This is a genomic window from Terriglobia bacterium (assembly GCA_035712365.1).
Lineage (GTDB): Bacteria > Acidobacteriota > Terriglobia > UBA7540 > UBA7540 > SCRD01.
The window spans coordinates 43,160-67,477 of the sequence record DASTAW010000031.1 but is presented as its reverse complement, the minus strand read 5'-3'; the positions used below and the strand labels follow the sequence as shown (position 1 = coordinate 67,477).

Sequence of the window (24,318 nt, the reverse complement as noted above, 5' to 3'; positions counted from 1 at the left end):
AGGGGTTCAAAAGGGGCAATCACCGAAGGAGCAAGAACTCAAATGACAAAGCGCGTCCGTCTGGTAGTGATCTTCATTTCCTCACTAGTGGTTTTTTACGTCATCATTGGGGGAGTGCTTGGCCGCGGCAGCACCGACCAGGGCGAGAAGTCTTACCAAGACCTCGGTGTCTACAGCCAGGTCCTCTCGAGAATCCAGCAGGAGTACGTAACCCAACCCAACCTGAAGAATGTCACCAAGGGCGCCATCCGAGGCTTGCTGGAAGCGCTTGACCCCTACAGCACTTATTTCACCCCTGCGGAATATCAGGAATACGTGCAACACCCCGACCCAGGGCCCGCGAGCGTGGGGATTTACCTCTCGAAGAGGATGGGATTTGCGACGGTTGTATCTGTGCTGCCGGGTAGTCCGGCGGAAAAGGCCGGGATTAATCCGGGCGATCTGATTGATGAAGTGAACGAGCAGCGCATTCGCGAATTTTCCGTGGTCCAGATCGATCGTCTGTTGGACGGCACGCCAGGGACAACGGTTTCAGTGTCTGTGATTAAGGGGACCCAAGGCGAGCCTGAAAAAGTCACTTTGACCCGGCAAATTCTCAAGAACGCTCCGTTGGTGGCCAAAACGATTGGTCCCGATACCGCCTATGTGCGAGTTCCTACGTTTGATCAAGGAAAGTCTGACGAAGTTGCCGCGCAGCTCAAGCAGCTTATCAGTAGTGGAGACAACAAGATCGTTCTCGATTTGAGGGACTGCGCTGGCGGGACCGAAAGCGAGGGCGAAAAGGCGGCAAACCTCTTTCTTGATCACGGGCTGATAACCTACCTCTACGGTCAGCGCTACCCGCGGAAAGAGGTTGTCGCGCAGGCTTCAGACCAGATCACAAAGCTGCCGCTGGTGGTGCTGATTAACCAATCCACGGCTGGCCCGGGCGAAATAGTTGCCGGCGCCATCCTCGACAACAAGCGCGGCGACGTGGTGGGCGTCACAAGCTTCGGAGTGGGGGTTTACCAGAAACTTATTCCTGTGGGTGATGGATCTGCGCTGCTGCTCTCTGTGGCCAAATACTACACGCCCGACGGCAAGCCCATTCCCGGCAACGGTATTACTCCGAACGTGATGCAGGCTGCTGAAAATGAAGCCGCGGCCGAATCCGGAGAAACAGAAACCGCTCCTCCCAAGTTCGGCGGCCCCGACGACAAGCAGCTTCAGAAGGCCCTTGAAATTCTCAACGGAAAAACCGTGTCGCCGAAGTCTGCGCGCGTGTGGCTCCCTGGCAAAGCCGTGATTCCATCTGCGCTTCATAACCCTACGTTGCTGGCGGAGTATTCACCGCGTCCGTAACCGCGCGGATGGAATCGGACGGCTCCTGCCCCTTTGAACCTCATCAGGAATGCGAACTGGCTGGCCTGCTCCCAATTGTCCTCCGTCCGGCGAACCGGCACAACCGCGCTCCGCAAGGCGCACTTCAAATCTGGCGCACTGCCGAATGCCCGGGCGATAGTCGCTTTTTCGCTATGGGAATTTATTTCTTGATTAAAGCCTGCGCGCTGTCGCCATTCTGCTTCTGTTGCTGAGGTTGAAGGGTAATGGTCAAGTCCCTGTCCAGGCGCATTCCGACCAGAGAACCGGCGGCAAGTTCAGCCTGTTTGCCTTTGGGCAGGTAATAAGCCGCAACTGCGCCTCCCACGGCCGCCGCGATACCCACGCCGACCCCGCCAGCCGCAACTCCCGCCGCTGTAGGGGCCCCGAACAGAATAATCCGCTGCACTTTACCCGGGCCGCCACCCTTGAGGTCTCCTTCGGCATCCACGCTGGAACTGCCTCCGTTGTTTCCGCTGCCAAAAACTTCCGTCAGTGAACCGGAAATCGCCAGCTTCTGACCGTCAGGCAGCGTGAGAGAGTTGAAGAGGACATACAACTGGCCGCCTTTACCTCGATGGGCCGCCGCATGGACTTCCTGGACCCGGCCATCGACACGCACGCCCTTAGGCAGGATCACCTCGTCATCTTCTGAGTAGACGGGGTCGAACAGCGTGGTCATGACGATGTCGCCCTTCTTAGATGTCTTGGAACTGATCTTCGTGTGGAGGACAAGCTTGAACTCAGTTCCCTCAGGGAGCCAGTGCTGGTTCTGCGCATCCGCCAGGCTTGTCTGAGCCTGGACCACAACCGGAAGCGCCGCAATCGAGAGCGCCAGCGCCAGAACCTTGCATCCATACCGCACCATAGGATTCCTCCTTTATTCGCCTATGGGCCCCCAGAGGTCAAACCCCAGCAGCCAATGATTAATTTGACCACTTAACCTTCTGCTTCGTCAAAGAGAAATTTAGAAAGCAGTCTGCCGCAAGGGAGCGGAGCCGGGGAACGTCTCGCCCGGCCCCCGGCGGAATGGTCCGTTGACGGTGCCCGACCGTCCCCCTATAATGATCGGGAAAGTCAATCAGGCAGATGATGAAGAAGTTCTTCGGGATACTTCTGACCGGGTGTTTTCTCGCGGGACCCGCCGCCGCACAGGTTGCGCAACAATCAAAACCCAGCCAGAACACAACTGGAGATCAAGCCCAGCATGCCGCGGGCCAGATCAGGGTCCGGGTGAACCTTGTCAACGTCCTGTTCACCGTCGTTGACAAAAAGAACAAGCTCGTGGCTAACCTGACCAGAAATGACTTCAAAGTCTTTGAAGACGGCAAGCCGCAGGAAATCGGGTTCTTCGGCAGGGAATCGAACCTTCCGTTGCGTATTGGAATCCTGATTGACACCAGCAACAGCATCCGCCTGCGGTTGCAGTTTGAGCAGGAGTCTGCTGTCGATTTCCTATACGATACGCTCCGGCCTGACCGGGACCAGGCGTTCGTCGTCGGGTTTGACGTCGAGCCGGTGATGATCCAGGACTATACGGACGACCTAGACAAGCTCAAGGAAGGCATTCAATCGCTGCAGGCGGGTGGAGGGACGGGGCTCTATGACGCCATCTATTATGCGTGCAAGGAAAAAATGGTTTATAGTCCCCAGCCCGAACCTTACCTTCGCCGCGTGCTGATTATCGTTTCAGACGGCCAGGACAACTTCAGCGAGCACTCGCGTGAGGAGGCCCTGTCCATGGCGCAGAAGGCGGAAGCGACGATTTACGCCATCAGCACAGACTGGACGGGCGTCGAGCAGCGAGGCGACAAGGTGCTTTCGTATCTGGCAAAAGAAACGGGCGGCGAGTTTTTTTTCAACACTCAGGAAAGCGAAATGGAGACCGACTTCAAACGGATCGCTAATGAACTTCGCAGCCAGTACAGCCTTGCTTACGTCTCCACAAACTCGGCGCACGACGGCAGCTTCCGAAAGATCTCCATCAAGGCCGACAGGAAAGATGTGCGCGTGCAGGCGAAGAGCGGTTACTTCGCCCCTTCCCAATAACATCCGGGCGTGAAAGCCGGCAGCGCCCGGCGTTTCAGGAGTGAGGATAATATCCGCTGCGGGTCTGGACTTTGTAGTCGCCGCGAGTGACACGGACCTTGATCTTGCGGAACCCGGGGTCCGTTCTGGGATTAGACGGAGTATAACCAAGAAGGTACTGGGTCCGAAGTTCGTCGGCGATCCTTTGGAATGCCGCCGAAGTGTCCCGGATCTTCGTCACCTTGATGACATCTCCCCCGGTCTGTTCGCACATCTTGCGCAGGACAGCGTCTCCATTGAAACCCATGCCGCCGAAACCGTAAAAGGCGCGGTCAACGATGTCGACGGCGTAAATGATGCAATCGGATTTCTGCGCCGCCTCGATGGCCTGGTTCAGATTTTCTTTACTTCCCTGGTCCTCGCCGTCGGTGAGAAGGATCAGCACCTTGCGTCCAACTTCGTGGCTCATCAGTTCGTTGGCTGCGAGATAGATCGAATCGTAAAGGTGCGTGCCTCCGACATTGCTGGCAGGCAGCGGCCCAGGCAGCACACCATGCCCGCCGCCGTTGATGACGGTTTCGTCGATGGCGCTCTCCAGCGGGCGAAGTTCGGCCGTGAAATCCTGCAGGAGTTCGACTTCCAAATCGAAATGGATGACGCACGCGAGGTCCTTGGGCCGTAACACCTGCCTCAGAAAATTCTTCGCCTCGCGCTGTTCCACGTCCAGGACCCTTTCCTGGCTCGGACTGGTGTCAACCATAATCGCGAGAGTGAGTGGAGTGTCTGTTTCGCGCGTGAAGTAGGTAATCTTCTGCGGAATGTTGTCTTCTTTGATTTCAAAATCATCCTGGGTGAGATCGGGCACAAGCCGATGGTTTTTGTCCCGCACCACGGCATAGACGTTAACGGCTTCCGTCGTCACTTTAAGGACCGGCCCGGTTGCCTGCTGGTCCTCCTGCGCCGCAGGAGCCGGCAGAGTGGAGAAAAGCAGCACAAGCACGAGGGCCGCTGTTAATGCGGCCACCAGACCGTTGGTCCGACCTGCTCGTTCCCGTTGACCCATTTGATTCGTCCTCACTTTCAGTTTACTTCGATGCAGGAAAGGATGCTCGCGCTTTGTCGCTTCCAGATGACATCAAAGCCCGGCGAGCGGACTTGAAATTCACTCAAAGCGATAAGAGAAGAAGCGCGACAGGAATTTTTTTGCACTCAACATCGGAACACCTGCTTCACTTTCTTCTTGACAAGAATAGCGACTGTCACTATACATTGTGACTGAGCACGCGCTCCGTCAGTTTTTAACTGACGCGATCTCAAAACGTTTGAGAGGAGAATAAAATGGCAGCAAAGAAGAAAGCAAAGTCGAAGGCAAAGCCGAAGTCAAAAGCCAAAAAGAAGAAGAGGTAACACTCTTCATTCGGATTGAAAGAGAAGGTTCGGGGATGCAGAGATGCATCCCCGAATTTTTTTATGCCCGGGTTACGCCAGTGCAGCGCAGCCCTGGGATTCGTGCCTCGCTCTCGTAAAATTCATTCCACGACGTCATGCTCCGGCGCGTTCAGTTCACGGGTGATTTCATCCACCGGTTCAAGTTCCGCGATCGGCTCGCCGGTGGCCGCTCCAAGCTCCCTGAACTTGCGGATGGAGGGCAGCACGCGCGATTCAAGCGAGCCCACCGCCCTGTTGTAACCTTCTGTGGCCCGTTGAAGGGACAAGCCAACTCCTTCGAAGTGCCCCAGAAAGGTCCGGACCCGGTCGTAGAGATCTTTCCCAAGCGCGCTGATTTCCCGGGCGTTCTGTGCGATCTGCTCCTGCCGCCATCCGAAAGCCACGGCCCGCAGCAGCGCGATCAGCGTGGTGGGTGTTGCGATCACCACGTGCCTCTGCATTCCGTCTTCGAGCAGCGTGCGGTCTTGTTCGAGCGCGGCGCTGAAAAAGGATTCGCCCGGCAGAAAGAGCACCACGATCTCAGGGGCCGGATCGAACTGGTCCCAATAAGCCTTTGCGGACAACTCCTTCATCCGGTCACGGACAAGTTGCGCGTGCCTGGAAAGCTTTTGCCGGCGTTCATCCTCGGTCGGCGCCGCCGCTGCGTCCAGAAAAGATTGGAGCGGCGCTTTGGCGTCCACGGCGATCTCGCGTCCGTTGGGCAGGTGGACGGTCATGTCCGGCCGCTGGCGGCCTGCCGCCGATTCAACATTTTCCTGCAGCGAAAAATCGCAGTGTTCCGACATGCCCGCAAGTTCCGCCACGCGACGCAGCGTCATTTCTCCCCAGCGGCCGCGCACCGCAGGGCCGCCTTTGAGCGTATTCGTCAGCATCCCCGCTTCTTTCTGCAACTGCTGGTTTACGATTGCAAGGCTGCGAAGCTGTTCTTCCAGCGAGCCGTAGGCGTTCTGTCGCGCCTTTTCCATTTCCTGGATTTGGGCTTCGTAGCGCTTCAGAGTTTCGACCAGCGGATTCACCAGCCCCTGGATCGCCTGCTCGCGGGTCTCGAGTTCACCTTTCGCCTGCGTCTGGATGGTTTCAAAGGTGCTGCGCGCCAACTGGATGAACGCATGATTGTTGCTGTTGAGCGCTTGAGCGGAGAGCGCCTGAAAGGCATCCGTCAGCTTAACTCTCGCTTCTTCCAGCAGCCGCTTCTGGTCTTCCAGGTTGGATTGCGCTTCCTTCAGGCGGGTTTCCGCGGCCACCCGGAGATTGGCTTCGCTGCGGACCTCCACGTCGCTGGAAGCCAGCCTGGCCTCAAGGTCACCTACTCGAGAACGGAGCGCGTCCGCCGTGCTCTCGGCGACCTTTGTCTTTCCTTCGGCCTCGACCCGCACAGCGGACAGTACGGAGTTCTTTCGCTGGCAGGCCAGCAGCCAGCCGAACGCTCCCCCAATCACTATCCCGGCAATGAAAAGGATTAATGGATTCATAAGGCCTCCCCGCGTCCCTCAACAGTCGAACTGCAACACGAATTATAAATCTTCTTCGTGGGCAGGGCAGAGCGGAACAAATTCACAGTACCTGCACGCAAAACCGGGCGTCGGAGAAAAAATCATCCGGCGGATTTCCTCTGCCACTGCCAGAATTTTCTGCTGGACCGCATCCAGCTCCTTCTGGGTCCTCACGCTTGCCACCGGCTGGTTGTTGGTGAGGTTGTAGAAAACCAGCCCTTCGGGTTCAAGCCCCATCTGGTCGCGCGCGGCGAGGGCATAGACCGAAAGCTGGAGGCTTTTGTCCGCGTCTTTTTGGGAGCGCGGGCGTCCCGTCTTGTAATCGACTAACTGCACCAGGCGCGGGTAGTGCGGCCGGACGGGATTGATCTGGTCGATGCGGCCTTCCAGCACTACGTCTCCCATCGGGAGTTCGAAATGGACTTCCATTTGCATGCCATCGGAAATTGGCGTTTCGTTATGGCGTTCTGCAAATTCGCGAAGCTGGTCCAGCCCGGACTTGCGGTAGGTTTCTTCCTGGTACAAATCTTCGAAACCAGCGCTTTTCCACGAGCCAAGGTAAAACTGACTCAACTCATCGAAATTGACCTTGCCGTCCTGCCGAAACTTAAAATACTGGCGCACGGACTGGTGCATGATGTTGCCAAACGTAAGCGCGGCCTGAGGGCCCGTCGGAATGTGATAGAGATGGCTGAATTTAAATTTCAGCGGACATTCCAGATAGGTCTCGATCGTGGTCGCGCTCAATCGCAGCTTGCCGTCAGAGAAATTCTCTGGAAGGCCCTGGGCCCATTCTTTGATGGGTGGGTGGACCGTGTCCGGCGCTGGAGCGGGTTCCGCAAAGAGGGACGGCTGCGCTGGCCGGCTGTCCCGCGCAGCTTTCTTTGAAGGCCCCCTTTCGTCCCTCTCGGCCGAATCGGTCTTGCCGGTCCTCTCCTCAAACTCAATTTTCGCAATGTCCCGTGCGCGCACCGCCGGGTCGGACAGCAAGTTGTCAATGAAGATAGACGCCTTTTTCCCCTTCGCGCCCACGCTTGAAACGTAGAGTTGCTCGCGCGCGCGCGTCATCGCCACGTAAAACAGCCGGCGCTCCTCGGCCAGGTGAAGATTCATCGGCGGGACAGGCCCTTTGCGAAGCTCATCAGGGAATTCAATGATCGGCTTCTGCTCGCCATGAGGGAAACGCCGCGAGGACACACTTAGAATGAAGACGACGGGAAATTCGAGACCCTTCGACGCGTGGACGGTCATCATCTGCACCGCGTTCACCGGCGCGAGCTGTTCCGGCGCTTCTATTTTTCCGCCGGCTTCCATGAAATAACCGAAATACTCCATGAATTCAGGCAGCTTGCCCGTCTCGCTTTTTTCCTCCCATTGGGTCAGGAATTGTTTAAAAGCCTCGAGGCATGCAGCATCCCTGCTGCCGGGGACGAACTTGAGTTCAAGAAGTTCCGTCATCTCATCCAGAAGGCGCGTTACCGGAACGGCTTCAGCTTTTCTCCTGAGCTTGCCGAGGATCGATTTCAATTCCTGCCAGCCGGTGTTCTGCAAGTCCGCCTTAACCAGCGATTGTTCGCTCTGCCGGATGGCGTCGTAAACCGAGCAGTGGTTCCGCGCGGCCTGCTTGCGCAGGCCGAGCGAGAGTGAGTCAGGGAAGTTCCACCGGGGCGCAAGGAGCACCCGTGTCAGGCTGATGTTCTCATGCGGCGAATGCACCAGGCGCAGATAAGCCAGCAGGTCGCGCATGATGGTGGTGGAAAGCAGAGAGAGCCCGCGGACCACAAATGGAATTTGCCTTCGACGAAACTCGCGCACCAGCAGGTCTCGGTGGTTGTGCGCGCGATAGAGGATTGCGATGTCCGTCATGGCGCGCTTCCGGGCGAGGTCCTGCACCAGGCCTGCGATCCCGCCGGCCTCTACAGAATAGTCGGGAGAAGAGAGAAGAAAGACGTTAGCGCCTTCCGGGTTTTCAGTGACGAGCGGCGGTTTCTCGCCATCTCTCAGTTCATTGCATGCGATCACGGCTTCCGAGGCCCGCAGGATTCTCCGGGTGGAACGGTAATTGCGGTTAAGACAAATCTTCTCGGGGTTTGGAAACTCCCGCTTGAACATGTCGAACGTTCCGTGCGCTGCTCCACGGAAGCGGTAGATGGCCTGATCAGGATCGCCCACCGCGGTGATATTGAAGGGTGGCGCAACCAGGCGCTTCAGGAGTTGCACCTGTCCGTAGTTGCTGTCCTGGAATTCGTCCACCAGGACGTAGCGGAACTGCCTTCGGTATTCTTCCAGCGTCTTGGGCTCGCGGTCCCATAGCTGGACCACTTCGCTGATCAGCGTGCCAAGGCTCGAGCAACCCGCCGCTTCGATCAGCCGCCGGCTGGTTCGGAACACCCGCGCCAGTTCTTGCTGCTTTTGGATTTCTTCTTCCTGGAGCAGCCGGTCGGCCACGTCCAGCGAGGCCGCGCGCGCCTGGAATTCGCTCTCGCGTCTACGAACATATGCGTCAAACTCATCCGGCCCCACAAGCTCATCCTGGCACTGCGAAAAGAAGTTGTTCAGGTCGTGAAGAAAAGCGCCTGGCTCCGCAAGCTTCTGGTAATGCACCAGCCCAAGCTGCTCCATCCTCCGGCGCAGAAAGATCCAGACATCGATTTTGTCGAGAAGTTTCCGCTCAAAGTGGCGTTTGCCCAGGACCCCATAACAGAACGAGTGAAAAGTGGAAATGTGCGGGCTGGTGTCGAGACCGGGCAGATCATGGCCAACGCGGCTTTTCATTTCTCCGGCGGCCTTGTCGGTGAAGGTCAGCGCCAGGATGTTTTCCGGCTGAAGCCCGCTCACATTTTCAAGCAGGCAGGTGATGCGCTGCGTGATGACGCGCGTTTTGCCGCTTCCGGGACCGGCGATCACCAGCAGCGGGCCCTCGCCGTGCTCCACGGCCCTCCGTTGTTCGGGGTTCAGGTTGTGCATGAGCATCCGCGTGCCATTATTCCGCCGCCGCTTCTCCAAGGCAAGGATTGAACGCCGGGCCCGGGTGTGGATGGCGCGATCCGGAGCACATCAGGTTTAAGTCGCTATGTTACAATGAACAGCTTCGATATTCAGTAAAGGAGACAACTGAGTGGCTGAAATTGATCTTATTGTGGGCCGGGAGATTCTGGATTCCCGCGGGAACCCGACCGTCGAGGCGGAGGTTCGGCTTCGCGACGGCGCGGCCGCGCGGGCGTCAGTCCCTTCTGGCGCATCCACCGGAGAGCATGAAGCGGTTGAGCTGCGCGACGGCGACAAGCGCCGCTACCAGGGCAAAGGCGTGCTGCAAGCCGTCGAAAACATCAACACGGTGATCGCGCGCGAGCTGGGCGGCCATGAAGCCAGCCGGCAGTCCGAGATCGACGACCGGCTGATTGAGCTGGATGGCACGCCCAACAAGAGCAATCTGGGCGCAAACGCCATTCTGGCTGTTTCCATGGCTGCGTGCCGGGCCGCGGCGCGCTCTGCCGGGTTGCCGCTTTATCGCTATCTGGGCGGGATTGCCGCGCGCGTGCTACCGGTGCCCATGATGAACGTGCTGAACGGCGGCGTGCACGCCGACAATACGGTGGACTTCCAGGAATTCATGATCATGCCCGTTGGCGCGGAGACTTTTTCCAGCGCGCTTCGCATGGGTGTCGAGACTTTCCACACGCTCAAAAGGATTCTGAAGGAACACGGATATTCAACCTCAGTCGGCGACGAGGGCGGATTCGCTCCCAGCCTGAAGTCCAACGTCGAGGCCGTTGAGCTGATTCTCGAGGCGATTGAGGCCGCAGGTTTTTCGGCTGGGTCGGACATCGCTCTGGCGCTTGACCCGGCATCGAGCGAAATGTTCCAGGACGGCAAGTATGTGTTCTTCAAGTCGGACAAGTCGAAAAAGTCGGCCGACGAGATGGTAAAGCTCTACGCCGACTGGGTGCGGCAGTATCCCATCATCTCCATCGAAGACGGTCTTGCCCAGGACGACTGGGAAGGCTGGAAGAAGCTGACCAAGGAACTGGACGACAAGATCCAACTGGTCGGCGACGATCTTTTTGTGACCAGCACCGAACGCTTGAAGCAGGGGATCGACGAAGGAGTCGCCAATTCCATCCTCATCAAGCTCAACCAGATCGGCACCGTGACCGAAACCATGGCCGCCATCGATCTGGCCAGACGCAACGGATACACCTCTGTGGTTTCACATCGCTCTGGCGAAACCGAAGACGCCTTCATCGCCGACTTCGTGGTTGGCCTTCAGACCGGGCAAATCAAGACCGGCTCTGCCAGCCGCACTGACCGGATTGCCAAATACAACCAACTGCTGCGCATCGAAGAGGAACTCGGCGAATCCGCGGAATTCCTGGGTAAAGCCGCCGTAGCCTGCTCTGAGAGCAGGGACTAGGAACCAGGGATTAGGGGCTCGCGGACTCCGGTCTCAAGCCCCTGATCCCCAATCCCTGAATCCTAACCCCTAAAATATGAAAATTCCAAAACCCGTAGTACTCATCATCCTGGATGGCTGGGGATATCGTGCCGAGCGCGAGAACAACGCCATCGCGCTGGCCAATACGCCCAACTACACCGCGCTGCTGAAGGAATATCCCTCCACCCTGGTCTACACCTCTGGCGAACGCGTTGGCCTGCCGGACGGCCTGATGGGCAATTCTGAGGTGGGCCATTTGAACATCGGCGCCGGGCGCGTTGTCTACCAGGACATCACGCGCATCGACGCCGCAATCCGCACAGGCGAATTTTTCAAAAATCCCGCGCTGCTCAAGCTGATGGAAGCCGGGCGCAAGACGCGCCTGCACTTCATGGGCCTGCTCAGCGACGGCGGCGTGCATTCCCACCAGCGGCATCTTTACGCGCTGCTGGAGATGGCGCGCGAGAATGATGTGAACGATGTCGTCGTCCACGTTTTCCTCGATGGACGCGACACGGCACCCACAAACGGCGCCGGATATGTCGAGGCTCTTCAGCAGAAGATGCGCGAATTCAGCGTGGGCCGCATCGCCTCCGTATCCGGCCGTTACTATGCCATGGACCGTGACAACCGCTGGCAGCGCACGCAGCAGGCTTACGACGCCATCGTCAACGCCGAGGGCGTGAAGGCAGAAGACCCCGTCGCGGCCATCAAGAATTCTTACAACCAGGGCGTTACCGACGAGTTTGTGGTTCCCATCGTCATCACGGATTCCCAGGGCCATCCCACAGCCACCATCCGCAGCGACGACGCCGTGATGTTCTTCAATTTCCGCGCCGACCGAGCCCGCCAGATGACCCGCGCGCTCACGCAGCCCGACCTCGAGGGCTTCGAGCGCCGAGGCTATCCCGAGAAGCTGTACTTCCTCTCGATGACGCGCTATGACAAGACGTTCATCAATCCGTACGTCTTTTCGCCCCAATCGCTCAACCAGATTCTGGCTGCGGTGATGGCCGATGCGCAGTTGAAGAACCTGCGCGTGGCGGAGACGGAAAAATATGCGCACGTCACCTACTTCTTTAACGGCGGCGTGGAGAAGGCTTACCCGGGCGAGGACCGCATCCTGGTGCCGTCGCCCAAAGTGGCCACCTACGACCTGCAGCCCGAGATGAGCGCCCGCGGCGTGATGGAAACCGTGGTGAAGGCCGTCAACGAGGGCAGCCGCGACGTCCTCATCGTCAATTTCGCCAACGCTGACATGGTGGGGCACAGCGGCAAGCTCGAGGCCGCCGTCAAGGCAGTGGAAACTGTCGATGCCTGCCTGAGCGAAATTTACAAGGCCGTCCGCGCCAAGGGTGGAGCGATGGTGATCACAGCGGACCACGGCAATGCCGAATTGATGGTGGATCCCGCAACCGGCGGTCCGCACACGGCCCACACCACCAATCCTGTTCCGCTTATCCTGATTGCTGAACAGGTCCCGCCGAAACTGCGCGACGGCGGAGCGCTGGCCGACATCTCGCCCACGTTACTCGGCCTGCTGGGTATCCCTCTACCCGCTGAAATGACCGGCCACGACCTCCGCGATACCGAATTCAAGGAATCAGCGGCCGCAAAAACCGGACGATAAATTCGTTTTCTATTCTGTGTGAGCTGCCGTGGCGTAGCGGCGGCTTTACGCCGCCACGTAGAAAACAAGTGGACCCGCCTATCCGCCTTCCCTTCTGTAGATTGACGATAAATTAAGGCTGCTTGCCTAATATATAAGGCAAACAGCTTGGTTTTACGATAAATGCCTAGTATATTGTTCATATGTTGACTCTGAACACCTTGGGAGAGCATATCTCGGCAAGACGCAAGAAACTTGGCCTAAGCCAGACTGGACTGGCGAGAAGGGCCTCGGTCAGCAGAGCTACGCTCGACGCCTTGGAGAACGGTCGAAGTGGGGAACTAGGCTTTTCCAAAATTGCTAGACTTTTGTCGGCCCTCGGGCTCCGCCTGAACCTCGAAGAGGCAGCCTCGCAACGGCCCACTTTAGACGAACTCACGAAAGAACGAGAATCGGAATGATTAAGGTCTGGAGCGACGGCTCTGCAGCCGGTCTGCTTGACAGGCTTGGTGATCGTGGCAGTTCCTTTGCTTACTCGCCGGACACACCGGCTGGGCGAGCGGTGTCCGTCACCATGCCCGTCAGATTGCCTTCCTGGGATATTCCTTTCGGTCTGCCTCCCATTTTTGAGATGAATCTGCCTGAGGGTGTCTTACGCGAGCGGCTGCGCCTGGCCTTCGCGAAGGCGACGGGCACGTTCGACGATTTTGACCTGATCTCTATCGTTGGCCGTTCGCAGGTGGGCCGCATTCGGTATACGGGCGAGAAGGAGCATCTGCAAGAGGAAGTTCCGTTTCAGTCAGTGGATGAAATCCTGGCACGGCGGCGTGACGGGGATCTATTTCGCTACTTAATCGATAAGTTTGCCACATTTTCCGGCATTAGTGGCGTACAGCCCAAAATTCTTATACGCGATGAAGAAGCCTCCGCAACCCTGAGGCACACAAGGTCGCGGCTCTCCCAAAGCTATCTGGGTGCTACTCACATCGTGAAACTCTGGGACACAGTCGAATATCCGCAACTCGCCACGAATGAGCGGTTCTGCCTGGCGGTGGCGCAGAAGTGCGGACTTGAGGTTCCGCCTTACCGGCTGGCTGAGGATGGCGCGGCACTGGTGATCGACCGTTTTGACCTTCGGCCGGACGGTACGTATCGTGGTTTTGAAGATTTCTGTGTTTTGAATGCTCGAAGGACAGACGAGAAGTACCGTGGAAGCTACGAGAGGTCGATCATGAAGCGTTTCCAGCAGTTCGCGAATTCCACGCACGTCAACGAAGACATGGAAAGGCTGTTCACTCTGATTTCGGTCAATTGTGCCCTCCGCAACGGTGATGCGCACTTGAAGGATTTCGGAATCATTTATGACGAAGTTCTCGGTGAAGCGAGGCTGTCACCTGTCTATGATCTTGTAACCACCTCCGTCTACTTGCCCAAAGACAGCATGGCGCTAACGCTTAACGGTACAACCCGGTGGCCGAGCGCTAAGGAACTTCACAGGCTCGGCGAAACTCGGCTCGGAAGCTCACCGTCCCGAATCAAGCTGATCTTTGGCCAAATCGACGAGGCCATTTCTCAGACTGCGAACGAGGCACGCTCCTACATCGCCCAGAATCCCGAGTTTTCTAAAATAGGGGAACGTATGCTTCAGGAATGGGAGAAAGGCGCGTCGCTCTCCCTTCGACCGGCGTTGTGAAAGGTACGCGATTGGAGTAGCCGTTCTTCCTAGTGTTGCGTGCTGCAAATGCGTTGACTTAATCATGCCGCGAGCGGGCTGCCCGTGTAAGTCCATTGAAAAGGTCGGGCCTCCTTGTTGTAGGCATGGATAAAGCTCATTAGCCGCTCGACCAGTTCCTGGCGTGACGTGAAGATGCCGCGCCGGACCACCTTGCGCGTCAGGATGTCGAAGCAGATCTCGATTTGGTTCAGCCAACTGGCGTGCGTCGGAGTGAAAGTGAGATGAAGGCGATTCTGCTTGGCGACCCAGGCCAGGGTTTTCTTGCTCCGATGCGAGGAGCCGTTGTCCGCGACGATGTAAAGCTCCTGAGTCGGATAGGCGTTCAGAAGTCGCCGAAGAAAACGGATGAACGTCACGCTGTTGTTGCGCCGGATGGATTCAGCGCGAACTTGGCCGCTATGAACTTCCAACGAGGCCAGCAGCGAAGCCGTGCCGTGGCGCTTGTATTCGTGACTGAGCCTTTCGATGCGATGCGGTTTCAGGGGCAAACGCGGCTGAGTTCGATCCAGGGCCTGGATGGACGTCTTCTCATCCACCGAGAGCACGACCGCATTTTCGGGCGGCTGCATGTACAAGCCGACCACCGCCAGCATCTTGGGCACAAACTCCGGGTCGGGAGAGTCCTTCCAGTATCGGAAGCGATGGGGCTGGAGGGATTCCGACGACAAGACCGACCGGACCACGGCCACCCCCACGCCCAGATGCCGGGCGAGGGTGCGAACGCTCCAGTGAGTCCCCACGGACTCGGGAGGCGTCGTGCAAGCGGTGGCGGCAATCCGATGGCGAAGGGCGGCGTCGTATTTTCGTTTGCGCCCTCGGCCCGGCTCGTCCACCAGTCCCGGCAGGCGATCCAGGGCAAAGCGTCGCCGCCACTTGATGACCACGGGTTTGGAGACGCCCAGCGCCTCCTGGATTTGATCGTTCCGCTGGCCTTCAGCGGCCAGCAACACAATACGGGATCGCAGCACATCCCGCTGGGCGGCGGAAGCAGAACGGACCATGCTCTCTAAGGTCATTCGCTCTTCGGAACTTAGCACAATCGTGGGCGCTCGACGCGACATCATCGAGCACTTTAAGTCAAGAAATGATATAAGTCAATCTATTTATATCACGCAACACTAACAGCGTCTTATCGCCTTCCGTACCGAGGAACGCCCTTGTTCTTCCCTGCGCGTCCTTGAGGACAATTCTCCCAGTCTTTATCTCACCCTGTCGTGGGGTAAACTGGCAAACAGTCAAGACACCGAAGCAAGCGGCGACAATAATGCTGACGTTTACAAGTCTAAGCAGCCGATTTTGCCTCTCGAGCTTTTCGATCCTCTCGACAATCCTATCAAAGTCTGGGCGCTCGATATCCATTGGTCGCTCCTCGTTTAGGGTTCAACTACTCCCTACTTTGCCCCTGGCCATGTCCAAGGCTTCTACATTAATATCTGCGCCGTAATTTGGGCGTCCCTTCCTCGCGTGGCCTAGCTGCACATCTTACGCAATGCCGTACCCCAAATGCTGAATCAACCGGTGGCTCTATAACCTGCTCCCTCCGCGCTTCCAAGTGCTTGATTGGTGGTTCTAGACCTGCTACCTCGGAATCATACCCCACAGGCCGAAAGCCAGGAGTATCGCACCAAAGAAGAAGGCTATCAGCTCGGATATGAGCAGTCCCCAGGTCCACCTTCCGAGGCAACTCGCTCGATTCTTGAACTCTTGGTGCTCCGAATTAAACTTCTCTGCCTCTTTCAGCTCCTCGTTAATCGTGGATTCAGCTCGCTTCTCCCGAGACCGCGCCGCTTTCGCCGTGTAGCGGAAGTCAAGGAGTCTTGTCCAGTCCGCGAGAAGGGCAAAACCAATCGCCAAAACCAGGAACACCATTGAAATGACAACGGTGGTTCTGACCGCAAAAACGTAGCCCTTGGGACAGCTCGCGGGCAGGGTGCCAGCAGTCAGAAGCTTCAGGCCAAACCCGAGGGCCGCAGTGGAAAGCACCAGGACTAGGTTCACCACATGCCCAAGCTGGACACGCCGCACCTCCTGCCAACGCACGAAGGCGTCATGGGCCTCCTTTCGTTCTCTTCTTTCTCTCAGGAGATTTTTTGATTCATCCATTTCCGTGGCTCCGGAAATTCGCGAAGGGCTCTCAAACTGGGCTGCCCCATTCTACGCGGAAACAGCGCGTGCCGTTAAGACAGCATTATGAAAATCGCGTGCGTTTCCACAGCAGCAGGGCACCGGCGACCAACAGGCCGAGGGTAGCGGCCAGCAGGATTATGATCCATACAGGATTGAGTTCGATGGGCGGGCGGGTGGTTCCGTGGGCGAGCCAGATAAAGATGCCGACGGCTGCGGCGACGATGGCGACATCCCACCACCGCCAGCCGTGCGCGCGGTCAGCCATCACATCCTCTCCCGCCTGGGCGCGAAAAACCTCATTGTGATTGAGCCCGTAGCGGTCGCACTCGCGTTCAATGGCCTCGCTCCATGAGGCGTGTTCCGTAGCAGGAGCTTCGGCCTGGCTGATGGCAAGCGCGCCCAGGATCATCACCACGGAGCCAGCCACCACCATCACCTGCGCTGCCGAGCCGCGGCCGGCGAGTTCGCCAAAAACCAGAGCGCCCCAGGCAAGCCCCCAAAGCTGGTTGGTGTTGGAGAGCGGAATGCCGCGCCCGATGCCGATATACTTTGCGGCGTACTGCTGGAACAGGTCGCCCAGCACCCAGCAGAAGCCGCCCAGGAAAAGCCAGAACAGCGCCGGGCGCGCCGCAGCGAGCTCCGCCAGCACGGGATGCAGGCCGCCACGAAACACCAGCGCCAGCGCCCCCACAGTCCCAAGCTCGCCCACCGTGAAGACCGTGACAAACGAAAGGGGATTCATGCCGCTCAGGTATGCCTTGCGGTAGGGAATGTACATGGTGCCCCACAGCAGGCCGGCGCCAAGCGCCGCCAGGATTCCCGTCGTGGAGTGAGCCGCCGTCGTGATCGGAGCGCTGGCCGAGGCATAAGCCAGCAGCACTGCTCCGCCTGCAATTCCGATCGCGCCGCCGAGGACCTGTCCCTGCGCTTTCTTGCCTGCTCCGCGCAACTCCCGAAAAAAGAACCAGCCCCAGAACAGGCCCACCAGGCAGTTGGTGTTCCAGAGCGGGAAGGCGATGGAAAGCCCCACGTCGCGGATGGCGAACACAGTTAGGGTGTTGGCCACGGCCCACATCGCTCCGGCCAGAATGGCCCACACTATCAGATGCGCTTTATCGCGCAGGTCGGCGAAGATGTAATCCGTCCCTTTCATGATGGTGGGGACGGTCCAGCGGGCCACGAAGACCCCGGCAACCATGCCTAGGGAAATGATGAAGGGCGAGATGCCAAGCGCCACCAGCTTGGTGGGCGCTTCAGCGGCGCCGAGCCAGGCGCCCGCAGCAAGACCGCACAGCACGCCCAGCGTGTGCAGCGAGCGAGAAACTTTTGAAGAATGGAGTTCCCTCGCCAGTAGGTTTGCTCCTCAACGAACGTAGACCAGCAGCAGGATTCCCGCGGCGAGCACGGCGATGGGGACCCAGAACTGGCTGTCGGTAAGAATAGCTTTCGCCATCGATTGCTTCACGCTACACCTCTATACTGTGGTCGTAATGAAAGTCCTGCCGCGTGGCGGAGGAGATTTTACCACTGGATCTGGGAAGGAAAATACTTCGAAATCAAATCTTCGTAGTAGGGACGAAGTTTTGTCACGTCCGGGCGTGTCTCGGCCTTCGAGTACAGATCGTATGGATTGAACTCTCGCACCCAGTGGAACATTGCCCGGTCATGCTCGTTCATCAGGTAATCGTACGCGCCTTCGCGGTGCGCCGGATAGAACGAGTGGTAGCGGACCATGTAGAGCGCCTCTTCGGGCAGATAGTCCTTGGCCACATGATACAGATACTCATCGTGTCCCCAGGACATGTCCACGTGGTCGAGCCCGCCGTTCTCCTGATAGACACCGAGGCGCGTCTGGTATTCCGGCACCTTCGAATCGGCATTCAAGGAGAAAAAGTCGTGAAAAACAATCTTGTCGGACCAGGCGCAGCCCACCGGAAAAGTGTCGCCCACCACGGCCCATTGCGGCTCGCCCCAGAGACAGAGGACTTTGCCCAGGTCGTGAATCAGGCCAGTCAGGATGAACCAGTCAGGGCGGCGGTCGCGACGGGCCGCTTCCGAGGTCTGCAGCAGATGCTCGATCTGGGAAAGCTCGGTATCCGGATCGCTTTCATCCACCAGCGTATTCAGATATTCCATGGCTTCCCAGATACCCATTGTCGCCCGTTTTTTGGCCAGGAATTCCTGCTTCTTCCCGAGCACGAAATCCCGCGTCTGGTGCATATGGTTCTGCCGGTAGAACTCGCGTACCCGCGGCGGCGTGGTATCGGTATAATTCCGGAATTCTTCCTGCTGTTTCTCCGTCTGCACCGGCGGGGGGGCCGGAACGCCCTCGGGATAACGCGTTTTGACAAAGTCGTCCCATTCTTCCAGGTCGTTCAACGGACCCTGTTGAATTCGCAGATCAGCTTTTTGCGCCATGGCGGCACCACCTTTCCCCTTTGACATCATGTTTAACACACGGACCACGGCGAGTCAACGAGCGGCGCGCTCCGAGGCAAAAACAGCCTTTGCGGACTCTGCCCTGCTCTTCGGGACGGCAAAACCAGAGCACAGCGAGAAAATCAGCGTCCGGGGAATAATTTCGCCCTGGCCCGGTATTACCCAGATATGGGAGCAGGAAACAATCCGGGTGGCAAGCCATCTGTGGACGAGGGCTTGGGGCGGCTTGAAATGCGGGCGAAACATTCTCTGGCCGTCCGCTGGTTCCATTGGGTCAATTTTCCCCTGCTGGCCGTGATGATCTGGAGCGGTCTGTGGATCTACTGGGCCAATGACGTTTATCGTGTCGGCCTCGGTTCCTTCACGCTCTTCAAATTTTTTCCTGAGGGCTTTTACAGCACGTTCGGCGTCAGTTACCACCTGGCCAAGGGAATGGCCTGGCACTTCTTCTTCATGTGGTTCTTCGTTCTCAATGGGGTGTTGTACGTCGGTTATACGGTGTTTTCGGGGGAATGGCGCCAGCTCGTTCCGAACAGGCGCTCGTTCCGTGAAGCCATACTTGTCGCCCTCCACGACCTGCATCTCTGGAAGGGGCATCTGCCCGCGCGCAAATTTAATGGGGCGCAGCAGATTGCATACACCGGCGTCGTCCTGATGGGTGTCGGCTCGGTCGTTACGGGGTTGGCGATTTACAAACCTGAGCAACTCGGCTGGCTGACGGCTTTACTGGGAGGTTACTCCGCCGCGCGCTTTGAACATTTTCTGCTGGCTTGCGGCTACGTGCTCTTCTTTGTGGTCCACATCGCCCAGGTGGTTCGGGCGGGCTGGAATAATTTCCGCGCGATGGTCAGCGGCTACGAACTGGTTTCCTCAAAGGAAGCGAACTATGAATAGCGGGAAGGACGAGCCCGAAGAGTTGGTGACGGAGCCTATTCTGAACGCCGCCGGCAACGTGGCCGCGGAGGAACCTGAAGCGGGCAAGGCGGAAGAGACTCCAACGACTTCTGCGCCGGGAGCGCTGACTGCGCCCGACTCCTCTGAAATTGAAGACTGGAACCGCCAGGTACGCCGGCGCATGCGGCAGCGATCCCGCCGCAGCTTTCTTCTGTGGGGGGCCGGCCTGGCCGCCGGAATCGGAGCGTTCGGCTGGCTGACGACCCGCCCTGAAACAGGCGATGTTCCCTGGCCATTTCGTAAAACCCTGGAGTTGAATGAACGGCTGGCCCGCGGATTTTTCAGCGAGCACCGGCTTTCGCGGACGTTCAACGCGAGCCAGGTGAGCTCGGATCGGGTGAACGGCGACGTTGGTCTCGATGAAGACGTTGATGTTGCGGCCTGGAAACTTCGCGTCGAGGGGCTCGCATTCGGCAACGGCCCGCTGATGCTCGGCCTCGACGCCATTCGGAAGCTTCCGAGAGTAGACATGACGACGGAATTGAAGTGCATCGAGGGCTGGAGCGTGATCGTGCAATGGGCCGGCGCTCGCTTTACCGATTTCATGAAGGCCTTCCCGCCGCGGACGCGAACCGGCGGCGCGTTCAGCCTCGGTCGTGTGGAGGACCTGTCGGGCTACGTCAGCATGGCAACTCCGGACGGCGGCTACTACGTGGGGCTGGATATGGAAAGCATGCTGCACCCTCAGACCCTGCTCTGCTACGAGCAGAACGGAGCGCCGCTTACCCAGGAGCACGGCGCGCCGCTGCGGCTGGTGGTTCCGGTGAAGTATGGCGTGAAGAACATCAAGCGCATTGGATTGATTCGGTATTCGAGCGATCGGCCCGCGGATTACTGGGCCGAGCGTGGATATGACTGGTATGTGGGACTCTAGGTTCTGAACTTCAAGAAATCGAAAAGGAGAAGCAAGTATGATCAAGCGAATCACGATTCTGGCCATGGCCCTTTGTATGAGCATGGTCGTCGCCAACAGGGTGACCGGGGTGGCACTGGCACAGCCTCAGGACGACAAAATGCAGTCCGGCGACAAAATGAGCGATCAAAAGATGGCGAGCCACGACAAGATGGATAAGAAGGAGAAGAAGCACAAGAAAGACAAGATGGCCAAAGACAAAATGAAGCACGACAAGATGCAGAACCAGGATAAGATGGACCAACCGAAGGAGTAAAAGGGAGACTCCAGGCCCGGAAAGGTGGGGCCCGACGCCCCACCATTTCCATCAGAGCTGCAGCGGCGGTGAGTCGAATTGTTCTTTCAGTCAACAGCCGGTTTAGGCGATTTTGAAGCCGCCGCCATGCCACACCTCACGGCCCTGTACAGGACCGCGAAGTTCCTGGCTCATAACCCGGCGGAGGCGGAGGACCTTGTGCAGGACGTCTACCTGGAAGCGCTGAAGTCCTTTCACCGTTTTGAACCCGGCACCAACTGCAAGGCATGGCTTTTTAGTATCCTCTTCCATCGTCTCCACCATCTTCGCAGGCGGTCCTTGAAGTCTTCGCTTGAAGAAACGTTCACAGACCAGGACAGCATGGCGGCCGAGACTCCCGTACCGCAGGAAATCAGGGACGAAGAGATCCTCGCCGCTCTCGATAACGTTCCACCAGCTTTTCGAGAGGTTGTTGTCATGGCAGACGTGGAAGAATTTTCATACAAGGAGATTGCAGAAACTTTGAAGCTCCCGCTGGGGACAGTGATGTCAAGATTGAGCCGGGGAAGAAAACTGCTCCGTGAAGAGTTGGCCGGGGTGGCGAAATCTTATGGCATCGGAAACAGCGCGAATGACGCCGACGAGGGGAAGCCCGCATGAACGTGCTGAATTTCGATTCGAGACAGTGTGAGCGTACCTGCCGGCAGTTGGATGCCTACCTCAGCAACGAATTGTTGGTGGAAACAACGGACGAAATGCTGCGGCACCTCGAGAACTGCGTAACCTGCTCTAGCGAACTGAAGTCACGCCTGCGGGTCCGGGAAGCATTGCAGCGGGCCGCCGGGCGGCTGTCAGCGCCGGAGCAACTCGGCGTGGCCATTCATCAGCGCCTGAAAAAAGCCCAATCACGGCCCTTTTGGACGGCCCGCGCACCCACATGGGCGCTGGCGCTGGCAGGTGCTGCGATGATCGTGATTGCGGGTGTTGCGGGCCAGCAGTGGTTGAGGCTGGAACACGCCAGGCAAATGGTGGCCAGCGTCCTGCAGCTTGGCGTTTCAGACCATCTTCATTGCGCCATTCGCGGCCACAATTATCCGGATGTCGCCAATCCGCCCGAAGTGCTCCGCGAAAAGCTTGGGCCGCAATACGCCGAATTGCTTCCGGTTGTGGAAAAGAAGCTTCCAGGCTTTCAGGTGCTCGAGGCCCACATCTGTGGCGTTCCAGGCAGCCCGCGCAAGTATGTGCACTTCATCGCTCGAGGCCAGGGTACGATGCTCTCGGTGATCCTTACCAGGAGGGATGGCGAAAACCTGCCTACGGGGCGATTTGTGACTGCGAAGTCGCTCGGCAACGTCCATTTTTACGAGAAGCAACTCGAAGGAATGAGTGTCGCCGGCTTCCAGGTGGGCGGGTATTTCGGTTTTGTGGTTTCAAACCTCGGCCAGCACGAAATGGGCGAGCTTGCCGAGGGGCTCGAGCCTGCCTTGCAAACCGCCCTAAATGGCGGGGAGTCCCGGGCCGCTGTGAGTGGTCCCATCACTCCGCTCTTGCAGGGGTGAATACGTTATTGCCCGAGTGCTGCCGTTTTTGATCCGTGGTGGCGAAAAGACAGCCCCACCGCTTGCGCCATCGGCCGCCTACAAGAGTCTGTGTGAGAACTCGAAGTGCCAACGAGGAATCAACAACTTGCGGGCCAAGGCGTCCTTGTAACTTATTGATTTCTAGTAGCCCACTTATGTTGCCACACAGACTCTACAAGTCCCTCAGCCGGAACCGGCGCAGGGCCAGGCCGAGCGCCACCAGCAGATAGACGATGGCATAGGCAACCATTATTCTGCTCGGGACCGAAAAGCTGCCGAACGGGGACATGTTCAGAACACTCGCTAAGGGCGACTGCATCTCGAAAGCCGCACGTCGCCACAATGCTTCACTCGGCATCAGGATACTCGCAACAATACCTACATTGACGGCGCCCTGACTGTGGGTAACGGCGCCAATCTGTTCGATCCAACCTCCAAGGAAGGCAACCCCGTGCATGCCCAAAACAACGACGCCGCTGGCGAGGGTGGATAACCCTGTGCCACAAAGAAGAGTAATGTTGAGCAACAGGATGCTTTCCAGCCACACCAGCCCGAGACCGCGCCAGAGATGCTCAACGGTCGCGCCGCCGATCGCATATCCCAGCAAAGCAACTCCTCCCAATAGGAACAGGATATAGACGGTCAGCATGCCAACGAACCCGGCCCACTTACCCAGGAGAATCTGGCGACGCGTTATGGGCTTGGTGGCAATGGCGTGAATAGTGCCGGAAGCGATTTCGCCCGAAAGTGTGTCGGCGGCGATAAGGATCGTCATCAAAACCGTCAGCAAGTCCGCCGTGTAGAGTCCCATCATGAGCGACGTATTGAGAATCTGGCGGCGGATGGCTTCATTATTCAGGTGGATACCCTTCGCCTGAAAATGCATGCCCGTCGCGAACAGCGCAAGAAAACCCGCTCCTGCAACGAAGGCCATCCAGAGCACTTTCTTACGAGCAGCTTCCCGAAACGTTACGGCGGCCATCACCCGCGTTCCCATCACAGCCCTCCGTCTGTGCCTACAATTCGAAGAAAGAGATCTTCGAGCGAAAGGCGTTGCGGCGTGATTTCATAAATGTCCACGTTTTTGCTCACCAGGAAACGCACGATGCCAGGCAGAGTGTCCATTGATGGTATATAAAAGTTCGCTTCGTCTCCGGCGGTTTTCAGGGATGAAACGCGCTGTGCGAGTTCGGCCAGAGTATCAGGGCCGAGGTTCCTGGCCCGAATTGACACCGTGATTTCACCTTCGATAAGCGCGCCGAGGCGCCTCGTCTCGACGACCTCGCCATTCTTGATAAAGCCGACGCGGTCGCAAGTGGCTTCAACCTCACCCAGGAGATGTGAATTCAGGAAAACCGTGGCTCCCCGATGGCGCTGGGCCTTGATGATGTCACGCACCAGTTTTCGGCCTGCGGGATCGAGTCCTGAGGTCGGCTCGTCAAGAAAGATCAGTTCCGGTTCGTTGAGCAGGGCCTGCGCCAGGCCCAGGCGCTGCATCATGCCCTTCGAGAAATCGCGCACTCGCTTTTCGCGATGCGGGCAAAGACCGACTTCATTCAGCAGTGTGGGGATGCGCTCCCCAAGCTTTGCTTTTGACATCCCGTAGAGATGTCCGTGTACTTTAAGAAGCTCCTCGGCCGTCAGCCATTCGTAAAAGCGGAAGTGTTCCGGCAAAAAACCGACCATGCGCCGAACAGAAACGTCGCCGGCCGGCAAACCCAGAACGAGTGCTTCGCCGCGAGAGGGCGCGATCAGCCCGAGCATCATTTTGATCGAAGTACTCTTGCCTGCTCCGTTGGGGCCAAGGAAACCGAAAACTTCGCCGCGCGACACTTCAAGCGTAAGGCCGCGCACCGCGACCTTGGAACCGAAGGTCTTGCCCAGCATCCGGGTTTCAATGGCGAGGCTGGGTGATGACGGGCCTATCGCATTCACAGGGGAACCATTCGCTGCCTGGCGCAC

21 protein-coding genes are annotated in these 24,318 nt (G+C 58.0%); 10 read left to right on the top strand and 11 right to left on the bottom strand.

Annotation, left to right across the window (positions count from 1 at the left end):
* The first annotated feature begins 42 nt into the window (after positions 1 to 42).
* Positions 43 to 1,341 carry a S41 family peptidase gene (locus tag VFQ24_09110; GenBank protein ID HET9178500.1) on the top strand — a complete coding sequence of 433 codons (1,299 nt, stop codon included), beginning with the start codon at positions 43 to 45 and terminating at the stop codon, positions 1,339 to 1,341.
* Positions 1,342 to 1,522: 181 nt separating this feature from the next.
* Here VFQ24_09110 and VFQ24_09105 read toward each other — a convergent pair whose 3' ends face one another.
* On the bottom strand, positions 1,523 to 2,227 hold the full coding sequence (locus VFQ24_09105; protein HET9178499.1) for a TrbI/VirB10 family protein: 705 nt from the start codon (positions 2,225 to 2,227) through the stop codon (positions 1,523 to 1,525).
* Between the two features lie 221 nt (positions 2,228 to 2,448).
* On the opposite strand from VFQ24_09105, the gene VFQ24_09100 reads away from it, so the two are divergent.
* Complete coding sequence (locus VFQ24_09100; GenBank protein HET9178498.1) at positions 2,449 to 3,408, top strand: VWA domain-containing protein; 960 nt, start codon at positions 2,449 to 2,451, stop codon at positions 3,406 to 3,408.
* Positions 3,409 to 3,442: 34 nt separating this feature from the next.
* Here VFQ24_09100 and VFQ24_09095 read toward each other — a convergent pair whose 3' ends face one another.
* From VFQ24_09095 to VFQ24_09085, 3 genes are all read right to left on the bottom strand, one after another.
* Positions 3,443 to 4,450 carry a VWA domain-containing protein gene (locus VFQ24_09095; GenBank protein HET9178497.1) on the bottom strand — a complete coding sequence of 336 codons (1,008 nt, stop codon included), beginning with the start codon at positions 4,448 to 4,450 and terminating at the stop codon, positions 3,443 to 3,445.
* Between the two features lie 466 nt (positions 4,451 to 4,916).
* On the bottom strand, positions 4,917 to 6,308 hold the full coding sequence (gene rmuC / locus VFQ24_09090) for a DNA recombination protein RmuC (GenBank protein HET9178496.1): 1,392 nt from the start codon (positions 6,306 to 6,308) through the stop codon (positions 4,917 to 4,919).
* Positions 6,309 to 6,350: 42 nt separating this feature from the next.
* Positions 6,351 to 9,296, bottom strand: coding sequence for an ATP-dependent DNA helicase (locus tag VFQ24_09085; GenBank protein ID HET9178495.1), 2,946 nt, complete (start codon positions 9,294 to 9,296; stop codon positions 6,351 to 6,353).
* A gap of 151 nt (positions 9,297 to 9,447) precedes the next feature.
* On the opposite strand from VFQ24_09085, the gene eno reads away from it, so the two are divergent.
* The 3 genes from eno (at position 9,448) to VFQ24_09070 (ending at position 14,066) form a co-directional block, all read left to right on the top strand.
* On the top strand, positions 9,448 to 10,743 hold the full coding sequence (gene eno, locus VFQ24_09080) for a phosphopyruvate hydratase (protein ID HET9178494.1): 1,296 nt from the start codon (positions 9,448 to 9,450) through the stop codon (positions 10,741 to 10,743).
* 76 nt (positions 10,744 to 10,819) lie between these two features.
* The gene (gene gpmI, locus VFQ24_09075; GenBank protein ID HET9178493.1) at positions 10,820 to 12,394 is read left to right on the top strand and encodes a 2,3-bisphosphoglycerate-independent phosphoglycerate mutase; all 1,575 of its coding nucleotides are present in this window, start codon (positions 10,820 to 10,822) and stop codon (positions 12,392 to 12,394) included.
* A 436-nt stretch (positions 12,395 to 12,830) separates the two neighbouring features.
* Positions 12,831 to 14,066 (top strand): type II toxin-antitoxin system HipA family toxin, encoded by a 1,236-nt coding sequence (locus VFQ24_09070; protein HET9178492.1) that lies wholly within the window; start codon positions 12,831 to 12,833, stop codon positions 14,064 to 14,066.
* 62 nt (positions 14,067 to 14,128) lie between these two features.
* Here VFQ24_09070 and VFQ24_09065 read toward each other — a convergent pair whose 3' ends face one another.
* The 5 genes from VFQ24_09065 to VFQ24_09045 all read right to left on the bottom strand — a co-directional run bounded on the left by VFQ24_09065 (position 14,129) and on the right by VFQ24_09045 (position 18,653).
* Positions 14,129 to 15,124, bottom strand: coding sequence for an IS630 family transposase (locus VFQ24_09065; GenBank protein HET9178491.1), 996 nt, complete (start codon positions 15,122 to 15,124; stop codon positions 14,129 to 14,131).
* Between the two features lie 562 nt (positions 15,125 to 15,686).
* A complete protein-coding gene (locus tag VFQ24_09060) occupies positions 15,687 to 16,211 on the bottom strand; it encodes a hypothetical protein (GenBank protein HET9178490.1) in 525 nt (174 codons plus the stop codon).
* A gap of 85 nt (positions 16,212 to 16,296) precedes the next feature.
* Complete coding sequence (locus tag VFQ24_09055; GenBank protein HET9178489.1) at positions 16,297 to 17,532, bottom strand: EamA family transporter; 1,236 nt, start codon at positions 17,530 to 17,532, stop codon at positions 16,297 to 16,299.
* 66 nt (positions 17,533 to 17,598) lie between these two features.
* Entirely contained in the window at positions 17,599 to 17,688 is a 90-nt protein-coding gene (locus VFQ24_09050; protein ID HET9178488.1) for a translocated intimin receptor Tir, read from the bottom strand.
* A 68-nt stretch (positions 17,689 to 17,756) separates the two neighbouring features.
* Complete coding sequence (locus VFQ24_09045; protein ID HET9178487.1) at positions 17,757 to 18,653, bottom strand: inositol oxygenase family protein; 897 nt, start codon at positions 18,651 to 18,653, stop codon at positions 17,757 to 17,759.
* A gap of 252 nt (positions 18,654 to 18,905) precedes the next feature.
* Here VFQ24_09045 and VFQ24_09040 point away from each other — a divergent pair, with 252 nt between their 5' ends.
* The 5 genes from VFQ24_09040 to VFQ24_09020 all read left to right on the top strand — a co-directional run bounded on the left by VFQ24_09040 (position 18,906) and on the right by VFQ24_09020 (position 22,335).
* The gene (locus tag VFQ24_09040; protein HET9178486.1) at positions 18,906 to 19,568 is read left to right on the top strand and encodes a cytochrome b/b6 domain-containing protein; all 663 of its coding nucleotides are present in this window, start codon (positions 18,906 to 18,908) and stop codon (positions 19,566 to 19,568) included.
* Complete coding sequence (locus tag VFQ24_09035; protein ID HET9178485.1) at positions 19,561 to 20,502, top strand: molybdopterin-dependent oxidoreductase; 942 nt, start codon at positions 19,561 to 19,563, stop codon at positions 20,500 to 20,502. The genes VFQ24_09040 and VFQ24_09035 overlap by 8 nt, the downstream gene beginning before the upstream one ends.
* A gap of 37 nt (positions 20,503 to 20,539) precedes the next feature.
* Positions 20,540 to 20,797: a hypothetical protein gene (locus tag VFQ24_09030; protein ID HET9178484.1), complete on the top strand. Its 258-nt coding sequence runs from the start codon at positions 20,540 to 20,542 to the stop codon at positions 20,795 to 20,797.
* Positions 20,798 to 20,923: 126 nt separating this feature from the next.
* Entirely contained in the window at positions 20,924 to 21,436 is a 513-nt protein-coding gene (locus VFQ24_09025; GenBank protein HET9178483.1) for a sigma-70 family RNA polymerase sigma factor, read from the top strand.
* The gene (locus VFQ24_09020; GenBank protein ID HET9178482.1) at positions 21,433 to 22,335 is read left to right on the top strand and encodes a hypothetical protein; all 903 of its coding nucleotides are present in this window, start codon (positions 21,433 to 21,435) and stop codon (positions 22,333 to 22,335) included. Before VFQ24_09025 ends, VFQ24_09020 begins: the two co-directional genes overlap by 4 nt.
* A gap of 193 nt (positions 22,336 to 22,528) precedes the next feature.
* Here VFQ24_09020 and VFQ24_09015 read toward each other — a convergent pair whose 3' ends face one another.
* Both VFQ24_09015 and VFQ24_09010 read right to left on the bottom strand, forming a co-directional pair.
* On the bottom strand, positions 22,529 to 23,353 hold the full coding sequence (locus VFQ24_09015) for an ABC transporter permease (GenBank protein HET9178481.1): 825 nt from the start codon (positions 23,351 to 23,353) through the stop codon (positions 22,529 to 22,531).
* Positions 23,353 to 24,291: an ABC transporter ATP-binding protein gene (locus tag VFQ24_09010; protein ID HET9178480.1), complete on the bottom strand. Its 939-nt coding sequence runs from the start codon at positions 24,289 to 24,291 to the stop codon at positions 23,353 to 23,355. Before VFQ24_09010 ends, VFQ24_09015 begins: the two co-directional genes overlap by 1 nt.
* Positions 24,292 to 24,318 lie beyond the last annotated feature (27 nt).

What these genes read in the sequence shown, in the direction of transcription:
- rmuC (HET9178496.1), bottom strand. Translation starts at nt 6,308, where the DNA reads ATGAATCCATTAATCCTTTTCATTGCCGGGATAGTGATTGGGGGAGCG.
- VFQ24_09030 (HET9178484.1), top strand. Translation starts at nt 20,540, where the DNA reads ATGATCAAGCGAATCACGATTCTGGCCATGGCCCTTTGTATGAGCATG.
- gpmI (HET9178493.1), top strand. Translation starts at nt 10,820, where the DNA reads ATGAAAATTCCAAAACCCGTAGTACTCATCATCCTGGATGGCTGGGGA.
- VFQ24_09060 (HET9178490.1), bottom strand. Translation starts at nt 16,211, where the DNA reads ATGGATGAATCAAAAAATCTCCTGAGAGAAAGAAGAGAACGAAAGGAG.
- VFQ24_09025 (HET9178483.1), top strand. Translation starts at nt 20,924, where the DNA reads ATGCCACACCTCACGGCCCTGTACAGGACCGCGAAGTTCCTGGCTCAT.
- VFQ24_09015 (HET9178481.1), bottom strand. Translation starts at nt 23,353, where the DNA reads ATGGGAACGCGGGTGATGGCCGCCGTAACGTTTCGGGAAGCTGCTCGT.
- VFQ24_09035 (HET9178485.1), top strand. Translation starts at nt 19,561, where the DNA reads ATGAATAGCGGGAAGGACGAGCCCGAAGAGTTGGTGACGGAGCCTATT.
- VFQ24_09100 (HET9178498.1), top strand. Translation starts at nt 2,449, where the DNA reads ATGATGAAGAAGTTCTTCGGGATACTTCTGACCGGGTGTTTTCTCGCG.
- VFQ24_09095 (HET9178497.1), bottom strand. Translation starts at nt 4,450, where the DNA reads ATGGGTCAACGGGAACGAGCAGGTCGGACCAACGGTCTGGTGGCCGCA.
- VFQ24_09020 (HET9178482.1), top strand. Translation starts at nt 21,433, where the DNA reads ATGAACGTGCTGAATTTCGATTCGAGACAGTGTGAGCGTACCTGCCGG.
- VFQ24_09065 (HET9178491.1), bottom strand. Translation starts at nt 15,124, where the DNA reads ATGACCTTAGAGAGCATGGTCCGTTCTGCTTCCGCCGCCCAGCGGGAT.
- VFQ24_09105 (HET9178499.1), bottom strand. Translation starts at nt 2,227, where the DNA reads ATGGTGCGGTATGGATGCAAGGTTCTGGCGCTGGCGCTCTCGATTGCG.
- VFQ24_09040 (HET9178486.1), top strand. Translation starts at nt 18,906, where the DNA reads ATGCGGGCGAAACATTCTCTGGCCGTCCGCTGGTTCCATTGGGTCAAT.
- VFQ24_09110 (HET9178500.1), top strand. Translation starts at nt 43, where the DNA reads ATGACAAAGCGCGTCCGTCTGGTAGTGATCTTCATTTCCTCACTAGTG.
- VFQ24_09085 (HET9178495.1), bottom strand. Translation starts at nt 9,296, where the DNA reads ATGCACAACCTGAACCCCGAACAACGGAGGGCCGTGGAGCACGGCGAG.
- VFQ24_09045 (HET9178487.1), bottom strand. Translation starts at nt 18,653, where the DNA reads ATGGCGCAAAAAGCTGATCTGCGAATTCAACAGGGTCCGTTGAACGAC.
- VFQ24_09050 (HET9178488.1), bottom strand. Translation starts at nt 17,688, where the DNA reads ATGGCGAAAGCTATTCTTACCGACAGCCAGTTCTGGGTCCCCATCGCC.
- VFQ24_09070 (HET9178492.1), top strand. Translation starts at nt 12,831, where the DNA reads ATGATTAAGGTCTGGAGCGACGGCTCTGCAGCCGGTCTGCTTGACAGG.